This window comes from Sulfitobacter sp. EhC04 (genome assembly GCF_001650875.1).
In the GTDB taxonomy this organism is placed as follows: domain Bacteria; phylum Pseudomonadota; class Alphaproteobacteria; order Rhodobacterales; family Rhodobacteraceae; genus Sulfitobacter.
This window is the reverse complement of sequence record NZ_LXYI01000005.1, coordinates 155,654-168,211: the sequence shown is the minus strand read 5'-3', so window position 1 is coordinate 168,211 and position 12,558 is coordinate 155,654. Positions and strand designations below refer to the sequence as shown.

General features: G+C 62.3%; 14 protein-coding genes. 4 read left to right on the top strand and 10 right to left on the bottom strand.

Annotated elements, in window-relative coordinates:
• Nucleotides 1–66: 66 nt before the first annotated feature.
• The gene (locus A8B82_RS02730; RefSeq protein WP_067287902.1) at nucleotides 67–279 is read left to right on the top strand and encodes a hypothetical protein; all 213 of its coding nucleotides are present in this window, start codon (nucleotides 67–69) and stop codon (nucleotides 277–279) included.
• 61 nt (nucleotides 280–340) lie between these two features.
• Here the strand turns inward: A8B82_RS02730 and A8B82_RS02725 are convergent, their stop codons facing one another.
• Nucleotides 341–967, bottom strand: coding sequence for a J domain-containing protein (locus A8B82_RS02725; protein WP_067287897.1), 627 nt, complete (start codon nucleotides 965–967; stop codon nucleotides 341–343).
• Nucleotides 968–1,053: 86 nt separating this feature from the next.
• Here A8B82_RS02725 and A8B82_RS02720 point away from each other — a divergent pair, with 86 nt between their 5' ends.
• A complete protein-coding gene (locus tag A8B82_RS02720; RefSeq protein ID WP_067287896.1) occupies nucleotides 1,054–1,311 on the top strand; it encodes a BolA family protein in 258 nt (85 codons plus the stop codon).
• A 9-nt stretch (nucleotides 1,312–1,320) separates the two neighbouring features.
• On the opposite strand, the gene A8B82_RS02715 is transcribed toward A8B82_RS02720, so the two are convergent.
• From A8B82_RS02715 to A8B82_RS02690, 6 genes are all read right to left on the bottom strand, one after another.
• The gene (locus A8B82_RS02715; RefSeq protein WP_067287894.1) at nucleotides 1,321–1,824 is read right to left on the bottom strand and encodes a DUF4177 domain-containing protein; all 504 of its coding nucleotides are present in this window, start codon (nucleotides 1,822–1,824) and stop codon (nucleotides 1,321–1,323) included.
• A 160-nt stretch (nucleotides 1,825–1,984) separates the two neighbouring features.
• The gene (locus A8B82_RS02710; RefSeq protein WP_067287893.1) at nucleotides 1,985–2,551 is read right to left on the bottom strand and encodes an HNH endonuclease; all 567 of its coding nucleotides are present in this window, start codon (nucleotides 2,549–2,551) and stop codon (nucleotides 1,985–1,987) included.
• Nucleotides 2,548–3,528 carry a DNA cytosine methyltransferase gene (locus tag A8B82_RS02705; RefSeq protein ID WP_067287892.1) on the bottom strand — a complete coding sequence of 327 codons (981 nt, stop codon included), beginning with the start codon at nucleotides 3,526–3,528 and terminating at the stop codon, nucleotides 2,548–2,550. The genes A8B82_RS02710 and A8B82_RS02705 overlap by 4 nt, the downstream gene beginning before the upstream one ends.
• Before the next feature lie 132 nt (nucleotides 3,529–3,660).
• Nucleotides 3,661–4,128 carry a thioesterase family protein gene (locus A8B82_RS02700; protein ID WP_067287890.1) on the bottom strand — a complete coding sequence of 156 codons (468 nt, stop codon included), beginning with the start codon at nucleotides 4,126–4,128 and terminating at the stop codon, nucleotides 3,661–3,663.
• Nucleotides 4,129–4,236: 108 nt separating this feature from the next.
• A complete protein-coding gene (gatB, locus tag A8B82_RS02695; protein WP_067287889.1) occupies nucleotides 4,237–5,748 on the bottom strand; it encodes an Asp-tRNA(Asn)/Glu-tRNA(Gln) amidotransferase subunit GatB in 1,512 nt (503 codons plus the stop codon).
• Between the two features lie 109 nt (nucleotides 5,749–5,857).
• The gene (locus A8B82_RS02690; protein ID WP_235604601.1) at nucleotides 5,858–7,150 is read right to left on the bottom strand and encodes a hypothetical protein; all 1,293 of its coding nucleotides are present in this window, start codon (nucleotides 7,148–7,150) and stop codon (nucleotides 5,858–5,860) included.
• A 253-nt stretch (nucleotides 7,151–7,403) separates the two neighbouring features.
• Here A8B82_RS02690 and A8B82_RS02685 point away from each other — a divergent pair, with 253 nt between their 5' ends.
• Nucleotides 7,404–8,261 carry a transglycosylase SLT domain-containing protein gene (locus A8B82_RS02685; RefSeq protein ID WP_235604600.1) on the top strand — a complete coding sequence of 286 codons (858 nt, stop codon included), beginning with the start codon at nucleotides 7,404–7,406 and terminating at the stop codon, nucleotides 8,259–8,261.
• 16 nt (nucleotides 8,262–8,277) lie between these two features.
• On the opposite strand, the gene A8B82_RS02680 is transcribed toward A8B82_RS02685, so the two are convergent.
• The 3 genes from A8B82_RS02680 to pepN are packed head-to-tail and all read right to left on the bottom strand — an operon-like array spanning nucleotide 8,278 to nucleotide 12,028.
• Nucleotides 8,278–8,715, bottom strand: coding sequence for a hypothetical protein (locus A8B82_RS02680; RefSeq protein WP_067287933.1), 438 nt, complete (start codon nucleotides 8,713–8,715; stop codon nucleotides 8,278–8,280).
• A 17-nt stretch (nucleotides 8,716–8,732) separates the two neighbouring features.
• Nucleotides 8,733–9,476: an SDR family oxidoreductase gene (locus tag A8B82_RS02675; RefSeq protein WP_067287887.1), complete on the bottom strand. Its 744-nt coding sequence runs from the start codon at nucleotides 9,474–9,476 to the stop codon at nucleotides 8,733–8,735.
• Nucleotides 9,473–12,028, bottom strand: a complete 2,556-nt coding sequence (gene pepN, locus A8B82_RS02670; protein WP_067287885.1) for an aminopeptidase N — start codon at nucleotides 12,026–12,028, stop codon at nucleotides 9,473–9,475. The genes A8B82_RS02675 and pepN overlap by 4 nt, the downstream gene beginning before the upstream one ends.
• A 114-nt stretch (nucleotides 12,029–12,142) precedes the next feature.
• On the opposite strand from pepN, the gene A8B82_RS02665 reads away from it, so the two are divergent.
• Entirely contained in the window at nucleotides 12,143–12,364 is a 222-nt protein-coding gene (locus A8B82_RS02665) for a hypothetical protein (RefSeq protein WP_067287883.1), read from the top strand.
• Nucleotides 12,365–12,558: the final 194 nt, after the last annotated feature.

Below are 12,558 nucleotides of genomic sequence, written 5' to 3'. Positions count from 1 at the left end.
TGAATAAGAGACTGGGAGGGGGGCGCGGGCCTGCTGCGCGCGCTGCTCAGCTTTCTTGGGGCCACTGTGCTGGGGGCCGTGCTCGCGGTGTTGCTGATACCGCTGGATTTGCTCTGGTCCCAGGTCGTGCTTTTGGCGGCTCTGCGGGATTGGATGGCAGGCAGCGTTGCCGGACCGATTCATGTTCTGGGGGTTCTGGCAGATGATCTGCTGGTCTTTGCCGTCTGGGCGGGCGGGGTTGCGGCCAGCCGCGCCGCTCACCTGATTTCCCGAACCTAAGGTGCGGGGACCCGTACCTTACCGGGTCGCGTAGGGTGCAGCCATGCTGCACCCTGGCCGGTCAGTCCTTGAAGCTGCGGCTGCCCTTGATCTGGTCCCAGGCCCACATGACCTGCTGCAACTGGTCCTCCTGCGACCGGTCGCCGCCGTTCATGTCGGGGTGCAGCACCTTGATCAGCAGCTTGTAGGCCTTGCGGATCTCGGGCTTGGTCATCGTGTCCTTGACCTCCAGGATCTCGACCGCGCGGCGTTCGGTGGGGGGCAACCTGCGCCCCGCCTGACCACCGCGACCGGGGTTCTGGGTGGCGTTCTTGCCCAACACCTGATGCGGGTCCTCGATGCCCAGCCGCGCCCATGCCCGCGCCTCCGGATCGCCCAGCGGCTTGGTCTTGCGTTCCCAGACCTTGTCCTCGGAAAGCTGCGCGTTCATCTCCGCCTCGGTGGTGCCGTCAAAGAAGTTCCACTTGAGGTTGTATTCACGGACATGCTGCTGGCAGAACCAGAAGTAATCGTCCAGCACATCGGGCGCTTTCGGCGCACGGTATTTCCCGGCCTCCTCGCAGCCCTCGTGATCGCAGATCCGCGTCGATGTTTCGGATGCGCCCGACATGCCACGGCGGCCGCGGGGGTTTTTCTTTTTCGAAGACGACACGGACATGTCGAATCCGAAGGGATCTGGTTTGGACATAACGATTGACCTTTTCGACTCGAAGAGAGGAGTTTAGACTTTCCGGGCAGAGATAGAAGGGGCTTGACAGGAAAATGACGGTAAAAATGTCGAAGACGGAAGAGATCAGATCGGCATTGCAGTCCGCCTTCGATCCGCGCGAGCTGGAGGTGGTGGACGACAGCGAGAGCCACCGGGGGCATGGCGGCTTTCGCGAGGGCGGGGAAACGCATTACAACCTGCGCATCCGGTCGGCGGCTTTCAAGGGGCAGTCGCGCATCGCGCGGCATCGTGCCGTTCACGCCGCACTTGGCCCCGACCTGATCGGGCGCATTCATGCGCTGGCGCTTGATCTGGACGTTTAAGTACGCCGCTTAAGGACCTGAATCAGAAGGTTTCCTTGCCGCTGCCAGTTTCTCCAGCGAGGTGCTCACATTGCGCACATCGCTGGTGTCCTCGACGCCGTTGTCCCAGGGCTGATCATCGGATGGCGCTTGAGTGACGTCGGGTTTCCGTGCGGGATTCGGCGCGGGTTCGACCGGCGTTTCCGCCGCCGCCGCCACCGGTTTTTCCGCCACATCCCCCGGCGCCGGGTCCTCTGCCGGGGCGGGCAGCAGCTCGGGGGAGAAGGCCTCTGCGTCGCTGTTGCGCAGGCGGCGGAAGACCAGCACGTTGCGCCATTCGGTGGTGGTGGAGGTCAGGCCAGCGCGTTCGACCGAGGGCAGGGTCTCGGCCCGCTGATATTCCCATCCATCGCCCGCAAGCCCGTTCATAAGCTCTTGCAACGCATGGGAAAACCGGGCCTCGGCCCCTTTCACACCTTTGCCCTTGAGACCCCTGGAGGGGGCGGGGACAACTTTGTACTCGTAACGGGGCATGGGCATCCTTCGACGGAGGTTTCGGAGGGGTTCTTAACCGATTGGAAAGGGTCACACAACGTACACAGGGCGTGCACAGGCCGTGCACCGAAAGGACACCGGCGCGCCGGGGTCATTCCGGTGGCATGGCGGCGAGGCGATAATCCGCCCATTTCCATAGTCAGCTTTCAAACTTGGACTTTAGCCATAGCATCACTTCCTTCTGGTCGGATGCCGTTGCACGTCGCACTTGCACCAACAATTTGTGAAGCGACGGACGGTCAAGCGTCAGGTTTGCGGCCCCTTCATTGCAGACGGAGCAGAGCGCGCGCAGATTGTTCGGCTCATCGCTGCCGCCTTGCGACTTGTCGATGACATGCCCGATCTGAAGGCGGGTCTTGCGGGATTGATCGTAAGGATGCGCTTCGCCGGCAACGGCGCCGCATTGCTGACAGGTGAATCCATTTCGGTCGAGAACGTAGGCTCTGGTTTCCTTGGAAATGCCACGCTCGAAGGCTGGTTGCGGCTTTGGATCTCGCAAAACATATTGTCCGGGCTTCAGTTCCGCGAGATCGTTGTGGGTAAGGATGCGATATCCTTCTTCCGTTCGCAGTTCCCTGATCCTGCGCGCCCATTCTGTTATTCCGCCAGCCACTTCCCTAAGTTCGTCAGACCCCATGACCCTGCCGAGGTTGTCGAGAAAGTGCTGACGGAGAAGTGTGCGCGCTCCACCCTTCTTGTTGGTCATTCTGCTGCCGCAAGCGACGAGGTCGCAGCATCCGCATCAGAGATCGCTTGTGAGATTGCAGTGCCCAACACGCGTGCCACTGGCGGCGGGAAAGCATTGCCAACCTGCCTGTAGGCTGCTGTCTTTTTCCCTGTGAATATCCAGTCATCAGGAAATCCCTGAACACGTGCGACCATCCGATTTGTCAAACGCGGCAGATCGGAATGCCCTTTGGGGGGAGCCATTTCGGCAATGGAACTGCCGTTTACGCCTAGGCTGCGCCACGCTTGTCTGGCACGGGTTGGCCCCAGATCGGGACCGCCGTGTTTTTTGGAACCACCCACAATCGTTGGCGCGATCCCTCTTGCGCGGGCTTGCCAATTTGGCGCACCCTCCCAGTGATTTTCCGCCATCAGGTCAACCAAGAGGTCTCCGACTGTCTGAACAGGTTGGGCAACCGGCGTAGGGAATGAGAAATACGGCCAGTCATCCTTGCGCGCCGCGACAATTGCGACGCGCGAGCGGCTTTGGCAAACACCGAAGTCCCTGGAATTGAAGAGCCGCCAGTCCACGTCATACCCGAGTGCATTGAATGCAGATTTGAGCTCGTTTCGATAAGGCGTAAAAGACTTTGATAAGAACCCGCGCACGTTCTCTATGAGAACAAAACGCGGTTGATATGCTTCGATCAACTGCAACGCTGCGGGAAAAAGATTGCGATCATCCTTGGCCCCAAGTTGTTTGCCCGCAATCGAGAAAGGCGGGCAGGGCAGGCCTGCGGCGAAAAGATCGACCAATCCCAGATCGTTTGGTTCGAATGTCGCCATGTCCGCACAGACCACATTCCATCGCGGACGGTTTTCGGCCAGCGTATTGCAGCAATCCTGATCGTTGTCGACAAGCAGGCGATGTGAAAAGCCCGCTTGTTCCAGACCCAGTGCTTGACCGCCCGCGCCAGCACAAAACTCAACAGACGTAAGAGAACGGCTACTTTTCATTCACTCCACATACCAGACCATAATCATTGAGATCAACTATATCTTGTGCCACATTTGTCCATACTCCCGGTTTCCGCTTAAGGTAGTGTTAACCACGAAACGGCAGCAGATATTGAGTCGGTAAACCCCACCCTACCGCCGGATGCCGATGCGTCGGCCCACGCGGGCTTCGGGGGGCAGCGCGCCCTGGCGGGCCTTGAAGGCCGCCAGCGCGTCGAGGATGTTTTGTGGCATCGGCGCGACGCGGGGGCCGGATTGGTCCACATGCAGGGTCAGCCCCTCGGCAGTGGCGGCAAGCCAGCCGTCCTCGTGGAACAATTCCTGATAGCAGTGAAAGCGTTTCTCATCGAAATCAATAAGATGGAAGGAGGCGTTCACCCGGTCGCCCGCGTGTAATTCACGCAGGTAGCAGATGTGGAATTCGGCCACATAGGTGGTGCAGCCGGTCTTTTGATACTCCGGACCAAAGCCCAACTGCCCATAAACCTCATCCACCGACTGGTCGAACAGCACGGAATAATAGGCCATGTTGAGGTGGCCGTTGAAGTCGATCCACTCGGGCTTGACGGTCTGGATGCTGGATCGGAAGGGGGCTTTCATGGGGGCTTCTCCGGCGGCTTTTGGCGTTGGTGGCGATGCGGGCAAGGGGCGCGAACGGGCATCTTTCAGATGCCCTGCCTCGCGCTGATCGTGTCGTCCAGGCGGGCGCTACGCGCCGAGCTTGGCCGCCACGATCTGGTTTACCGCCTTGGGGTTCGCCTTGCCGCCGGTCGCCTTCATCACCTGGCCCACAAACCAGCCCGCCAGCTTGGGGTTCTCGCGCGCCTTGGCGACCTGATCGGGGTTGGCGGCGATGATCTCATCCACTGCCGCCTCGATGGCACCGGTGTCGGTGACCTGCTTCATGCCTTCGGTCTCGACAATCTCGGCGGGGTCGCGGCCGGTGGTATAGCAGATCTCGAAGACGTCCTTGGCGATCTTGCCGCTGATCGCGTCAGAGGCAATAAGGTCAACGATACCACCCAGTTGGGCGGGGGTGACGGGGCTTTCCTCGATGTCCCTGTCGTCTTTTTTCAGGCGGCCGAACAATTCGTTGATCACCCAGTTCGCCGCCATCTTGCCGTCGCGCCCTGCGGCCACGGCTTCGAAGTACCCTGCGCTGTCCAGATCGGCGGTCAGCACGGAGGCGTCATAGTCGGTCAGGCCGAAGTCCCCGATAAAGCGGGCTTTTTTGGCGTCGGGCAGTTCGGGCAGAGTGGATTTGATCTGGTCGACCCAATCCTGTTCGATCTCAAGCGGCAGCAGGTCGGGATCGGGGAAGTAGCGGTAGTCGTGGGCTTCTTCCTTGGACCGCTGGGTGCGGGTCTCGCCCTTGACGGGGTCAAAGCCGCGGGTTTCCTGATCGACCGTGCCGCCCGCCTCCACAATCGCGATCTGACGCCGGGCCTCGACCTCGATGGCCTGCTGGATGAAGCGGGTGGAGTTCATGTTCTTGATCTCGCACCGCGTGCCGAGATGCGCGAAATCGCCGGTTTCGCGGTAGCGTTCGTAGGCGCCGGGCCGGCAGATCGAGACGTTGACGTCGGCGCGCAGGTTGCCGTTCTGCATGTCGCCGTCGCAGGTGCCGAGATAGCGCAGGATCTGGCGCAGTTTCAGGATGTATGCGGCGGCCTCTTCCGGGCCACGGATGTCGGGGCGCGACACGATCTCCATCAGGCAGACCCCGGCGCGGTTCAGGTCGACAAAGGAGCTGTCGGGGTCCATGTCGTGAATGGATTTGCCCGCGTCCTGTTCCATGTGGATGCGCTCGACGCGGACCAGCCGCGCGGTGCCGTCACCCATTTCCACCAGCACTTCGCCTTCGCCCACGATGGGTTCGTAAAGCTGGCTGATCTGATAGCCCGCCGGTTGGTCGGGGTAGAAGTAGTTCTTGCGGTCGAAAGCCGATTTCAGGTTGATCTGCGCCTTCAGGCCCAGCCCGGTGCGGACCGCCTGTTCGATGCAGTATTCGTTGATCACCGGCAGCATGCCGGGCATGGCGGCATCCACGAAAGCGACGTTGGAATTGGGTTCCGCCCCGAAAAGGGTGGAGGCGCCCGAGAACAGTTTGGCACTGGAGGAGACCTGGGCGTGCACTTCCATCCCGATGACCAGTTCCCAATCGTCCTTGGCCCCGGCGATGCGTTTGGGTTTCGGGGTCTCGTAGGTCAGGTCAAGCATGGCGCACCTTGGTCTGGGATAAATAGGTTATCCGGGTCATAGGATAGCGCGCGATATGTCGCAAGAGCCGTCAGAAACCGCTGGCCCCCGCAGCATGAAGATACAGGCCCTAGGCCGGGATCACCTGCGGGCCGGCGTCGGTAAAGACGATGCGCTGGCCGGCGGCGATTTCGCGGCTGAACAGCGAGGTGATGATGCGCATGGCGTCCTCGCGGCCGGTGGCGGCAAAGCGCGCGGGCGAGCGCACCCGCAGGTTGTTGTCGAAACCCTGCGCTGCATGGGCCCAGATCATCGGATGCAGTTCGGTCAGGTGGTCGCGCACGATGTCATGGGCGCAATCCGCGATCTGCATGCGGTTCTGGTCGGCATGATCGTTACCCGAAAAGGCCTGGCCGACGGAATTGGCGCAATAGGCGGCCAGCAGGTTGGCGGTATAGGCATTGGGGCGACGTTTGAGAATGTCGTGCAGCCCTTCGATGAAAAAACCCACGTCGAGGTTGGCACAGGCCTGATCATCGCAGGCGATGGCGTCGAACTGGACCCAGGTATAGCCACCCGCGCCCCAGATATCTTCGGTACGCGATGCGGTGCGGCGCGCTTCCAGCTCAAGCTCGGCGTAGGACCCGAACCAGCGCGGCAGCATGTGATTGCCCAGGGCCCGCATCGAACGGGGGTTGGCAGGGTTCAGGTCGATCAGGGCCTCGTAGTGATTGGCAATGCGGTGTTCGCTTTGCGAGGCATTGGCCAGCAGGGCGCAGCTTGTCGATGCCAGCAGGGGCGAGCCGCGGTCCTGGTCGAGGTAGGTTGCCACGATATCGCGTGCGCGATCGAAATGCGCGGCAAAGGCGGCGCGGTTGCGTTCCGGGATTTCCGCGTCCCAGCCGGTGCCGCGCCAGGCCCAGCCAATGTCCATATGTGCCTGGGCGACAATTGCGCCGACGATGTGGTCATCCGGGCGTTCGGCCAGGATATGTTCCAGCGCTTCGATCCCGGCCATCAGCGGTGCGCCCTTGGCCGGTTTGCCGTCAAGCAGCGCATGTTCTGCCGCCATGATCACATCCGAGCGCGCGCCATAGGCAAGCAGTTCGGCCACCGGCATGAAGCCTGGTGTCAATTCGCGTTTCATGTCGGTTTGGCGGATCAGATCCGAGAGTGCGTCCCAGTCTTCCTGCCGGGCCATGCGCTGGCCGATATTGAGATAATGGTCGCGCAGCTTTTCTTCCGCCGTGGGATCGGGGCAGGAAATGCTCAGCATGGCGGAGGGCACGCCGTTGGCGGGGCGTGGGCGGCGGCGCAGAATGGTGGTTTTCAGCGGCAGCACCGGCTCCGGTTCCGGGCGGGGTCGCAGCCGGTTCCCCAAGGGGTGGAGGTGTTTGCTCAGAAGGGTGCGCAGCGTTTTCATTCAGGGAAAGTCCGACAGATTTCTCGATAGGTTCGAACCTGCCCTCGCAATCGGGCTGAAACATGGCTGGGGTGCGGAGATATCGGGGAATTAGTTCAGCCTGAGCGTGTATTTTCCACACCAGTGTCTCAAACTTTAACGATTGTTCCGGGCCTCACACCGATCAGGCCGAAACGCGGGTATTGTTGCGTTTTACCGCCGCTTGTCGGCAGCATGCTTGCCAGCCTGAAACCGGCGGCACATAGTGCGCGCCATGAGATTTATCGGATTGACCATCGGGCTTGTCATGATTTCAGAGCCGCTTTGGGCCGAGACGCGTTCGCCGCTTCGGCCGCAGCCGCGCGCGATTCCGGTTGAACAACCGGTGGTTGATGTCGTTCCGGTCGAACCTGGTGAGGTGGACCCTGTTGGAGCCGCCGCCGTTCCGACGCTTCCTGTCCGGGCGCAGGCCGCGCCGCTGGACCTGTCAGACGACGCGGGAGTTCCCGACTTGGCTGTTGTACCTGATGTGCCAGATCTGCCTGTTGTAATGGTGCCTGGCCCGCCACCGCTGCGCCCGAAAGCGCGCGCGCCGAACCTGCCGCGCACACGGTGGCAGCATATGGCGGGTCATGCGCTGTGGACCCGGACCGCGCTGGCGGCGCTCAAGGCGCATGGCAAGCCGCTGGTGGATATGGTGCCGGGCGACATCAAGACCTGGTGTCCGGCCTATCCGCAGGCGGACGCGCGCGGTCGGCGCGCCTTCTGGGTCGGATTTCTGTCGGCATTGGCGAAGCACGAAAGCACCTACAAGCCCTGGGCTGTGGGCGGTGGCGGGCGCTGGTACGGGCTGTTGCAGATTCTGCCGGGCACCGCGCGGGGCTACAAATGCAACGTCGGGGATGGTGCGTCGCTGAAGAACGGAGCGGCGAACCTCAGCTGTGCTGTGCGGATCATGGCGCATACCGTGCCGCGTGACGGGGTGATATCCGGCCCGCGCGGCAACAGGGGGGTTGGTGCCGACTGGGGGCCGATGCGCTCTGCCGCCAAGCGGCGCGAGATGGCCGGCTGGCTGCGGCAGCAGAGCTATTGCAAGCCGATCAGCACAACCCGGCCACGGGCACGCCCCTGAGCGGCCTTTCGGGCGGTTATTGCAGTAGTTGAAAGTGGAACCGTTTCACGCTGACGCCCTGGGCGGTCAGCGCGTCTTCGAAGGCCTGATGCGGCGGCGTTGCTTCAAAAGGCACCCTGACCTTGCGGCCATTTGGCAGGACGATGCTGGCGCGCACGGAAAAATCGAGCCGCGTGTCCAGCCGGATATGATCAACCTCGGTGAGGGCGACAAGCGCATCGCGCGGGCCGGTGAACCAGCGCAGATGGGTTGCGCTCAGGTCGATGCCTGCCAGCGGGTTGCGGATCAGGTCCCAGAGTGCGGGCAATGTAAAGACGGCAAGGATTGCCACCACCACCGGCGCGGCCTCAAGCGCGATCAGCAGATACAGCAGCACCGCCCAGACTCCGGCCAGGGTTGACATCCCCCGCAGGCTGCGTCCCGCACGGCGGTAGCTGAAGACAGTGTCGGTCATGGCCTCGGTCACGGGGCCTATCTGCCGCCCGATACATCGAGGGTAGAGCCGGTGACATAGCTGGCCTCGTCCGACAGCAGCCAAAGGGCGGCCTGCGCGACTTCCTCTGCCGTGCCCGCGCGGCGCATGGGGACGTTCCCGGACAGGCGGATGGCGCGGTCGGGGGTGCCGCCCTTGGCGTGGATGCCGGTCTCGATCAGACCGGGGCGCAGCGACATGACGCGGATGCCCTCGGCGGCGACCTCATCGGACAGGCCCTTGGTAAAGGTGTCGATGGCGGCCTTGGAGGCGGCATAATCCACGTATTCATTGGCAGAGCCCAGCCGGGCCGCCGCCGACGAGATATTGACGATGGCCCCGCCGTCGCCCTGCGCCTGCATCCGTCTGACGGCGGCCCCCGCAATCAGGATCGCGCCGATCACATTGATGTCGAACATCCGGCGCAGGCGGTCATGGGTCAGCGCGGCGACGGAGGAGGGATGATCGACAATGCCTGCATTGTTGATCAGCGCATCAAGCTGGCCGAACTCGGCGTCGATCTGGGCGAACATGTCCTCGATTGCATCCGGGTCGGCCACATCGGCGGGACAGAGCAGGGCATGCGCCCCGGCCTTTTCCACGTCGCTTGCAACCAGATGGGCGCTGTCATGGTCGGATCGGTAGTTCAGCACCAGGTCATAGCCGCGCGTCGCCGCCAGCCGCGCACAAGCCGCGCCGATCCCGGAGGAGGCCCCGGTGATCAGGCAGACAGGCCGGGTCACGAGGCCCCCCGGATACGTGTCAGCATCTCGGTGGTGTCGCGGCTGAGGTTCGGTGTGGCCAGCATCCGGTCCAGTTCGGCGGCGATCAGCACCTGACGGTCGGCGTCATAGCGTTTCCAGGTCTGGAAGGCAGAGCACATGCGCGCGGTGGTCTGCGGGTTTTTCGGGTCCAGCCGGATCAGCCAGTCGGCCAGCAGCCGGTAAGCCTTGCCCGAGGCGTGGTGGAACCCGGCGTGATGCATGGCCAGCGCGCCAAAGACCGCGCGGAAACGGTTCGGGTTCTGCCAGTTGAAATCCGGGTGGCGGGTCAGGTTCTCCGCGACATCGGCGGCATCCTCCGGCTCCGCCTGCTGCACCTGCAGGCCAAACCATTTGTCCATCACAAGGCGGTCGTCCTGCCACTGTGCCTCGAAGGCGGCGAGGGCCTTGTCGCCCTTGCCAATGTGCAGCAGGGCCGCCAGTGCGGCCAGCTGGTTGGTCATGTTGTCCGCCGCATCATATTGTGCCTGTGCGGCCTCGCCCCCGTCGCGGCGGGTGATCAGGGACAGCATCGCATTGGCAAGGCTGCGCTGGCCGGCCTGTTCGGCGCCGGGATCATAGGGCGCCGTGACCAGGTTGGCGGCGTGGATCTGCTGTGCGGCACCGCCCAGGGCATCGGCCATCGCATCGCGCATCCCCTCGACTCCTGAATGGATGTTCTCGGGCGTCGGGGTGCCGCCCTGGGCGTGGATCAGCGCGGCCAGTTCGGACTGTGTGGGCAGGCCCAGCATCAGCGCGCGATAGGCGGGGTCCAGCGATGTGTCGCTGACCACTGTGGTGATTGCGGCCAGATAGGCGGGATCGGCATCGGCCCCGTCGTGGATCATCGGCATCAGCGCCTTGCGGGCCAGCATCCGCGCGGCTTCCCACCGGTTGAAAGGGTCTGTGTCATGGCTCAGCAGATGGGCGCGGTCGGCGTCGCTGAGATCGTGTTCCAGCATCACCGGCGCGGAAAAGCCGCGCAGGATCGACGGGGTCGGACGGGCGGAGAGCCCTTCAAAGGTGAACCGCTGCGTCGCTTGCGACATCTCAAGGATGCGGGTTTCGGCCACTTCGGACCCGTCCGGGCCGATCAGGCCGGTTGCAATGGGGATCACCTGCGGCATCGGATCGGGGGAGGCGGCGCTGGGCTTGGTATCCTGCCGGAAGGTCAGGGTCAGGGTGCTGCCGTCCCAGTCTTCGGTGACCGTCAGGCGCGGGGTGCCCGCCTGGGCATACCAGCGCTTGAACTGCGACAGGTCGCGCCCGGTGGTTTCCGCGAACACCTGCAACCAATCCTCGATGGTGCAGGCCTGACCGTCATGGCGTTCGAAATAGAGGTCCAGCGCCTTGCCATAGGCATCGTCGCCCACAAGCGTCTTGAGCATGCGGATGACCTCGGCCCCTTTTTCATAGACCGTGGCGGTGTAGAAGTTGTTGATTTCCTGAAAGCTTTCGGGCCGCACCGGATGGGCAAGCGGGCCCTGATCCTCGGGGAACTGGCGTGCGCGCAGGTCGATGACGTCATGGATGCGCTTGACCGGGGCAGAGCGCATGTCGGAGGTGAACTGACTGTCCCGGAAAACCGTCAGCCCTTCCTTGAGGCACAGCTGGAACCAGTCGCGGCAAGTGATCCGGTTGCCGGTCCAGTTGTGGAAATACTCATGCGCGATGATCGCCTCGATCCGCTCGAAATTCATGTCGGTGGAGGTTTCGGGGCTGGCCAGCACAGCGGAAGAGTTGAAGATGTTCAGCCCCTTGTTCTCCATCGCGCCCATGTTGAAATCGTCCACCGCGACGATGTTGAACAGCTTTAGATCGTATTCACGGCCATAGACGTCTTCATCCCATTTCATCGAGGCCTTGAGGGCCTGCATCCCGAAGGCGCATTTGCCCTCGTCGCCGGGGCGGACATAAAGGTTCAGGTCCACCTCGCGGCCATTCATGGTGGTGAAATGATCGGAATGCGCCACGAGGTCCCCCGCCACCAGCGCAAAAAGATACGCGGGCTTGGGCCAGGGGTCGTGCCATTCGGCCCGGTGTTCTGAGGCGCTGACCGGGTTGCCATTGCTCAGCAGCACCGGATGGGGGCCGTTGATGGTGACGGTAAAGACGCTCATCACGTCCGGGCGGTCGGGATAATAGGTGATCTTGCGAAACCCCTCGGCCTCGCATTGGGTGCAATACATGCCGTTCGACATGTAGAGCCCCTCAAGTGCGGTGTTGTGCGCCGGGTCGATCTCAACTTCCGATTCCCAGATGAAAGGGGTGTCGGGGACATCGCAGGTCAGCCCGTCTTCTGACAGGCTGGGTGTGACGTCCTTTCCGTCGATGCGGGCAGCGATCAACGACAGGTTTTCACCGTGCAGAAAGAACCGCCGGTCGGTTGCATCGGGGTTGGGGCGGAATGCGATCCTGGATTTTACGCGGGTCTTGTGCGGGTCAAGGTCAAAGTCCAGTGCGACACTGTCGACGACAAACCCGAAGGGCGTGTAGTCGGACAGATATATCGTCTTGGGGGCCGCGTCGCGCATGGAAATACCTCTTTTTGCCGGAACGGTTCGGTTGGCCTGCACGTTAGGTCCATGAGACGTGCCCTGCAACGGGTCGAATGGAACGAAAGATCAAACGACAACGAGGAGAGAGTCATGTCTGCACCCGACACAAATATCGACAAGCAAGAACAGCGCCACAAGCCAGCATTGCTGGGGATCAAGGGGGCCATGATATTCGGCCTTGTGATGGTGCTGATTGTCTTCTTTCTGGCCGTGATGGGCGGCGGTGATGACACTGCGCCCGCAATTGAGACGGGCAGCACGGTAAACAGCACCGATGACACGGTGGCCCCTGTGACAAGCGATTCCAACTAGGTTTTTGCCTGAATTCACCATCATGGCGGCATCCGTTTTTTCGGCGCCGCCATTTTGTTGTGCATTGCGTGAGGCGAAGGAAGGGTCGGGTGCGCCGGGGGCCGGTCAGGTTTGTTCGAACTGGTAAGATTTTATTACCAAGAAACTTGTCGGGCAGAAGCAATCGCCGTACACCTTTGGAAATTTCCGGGTGA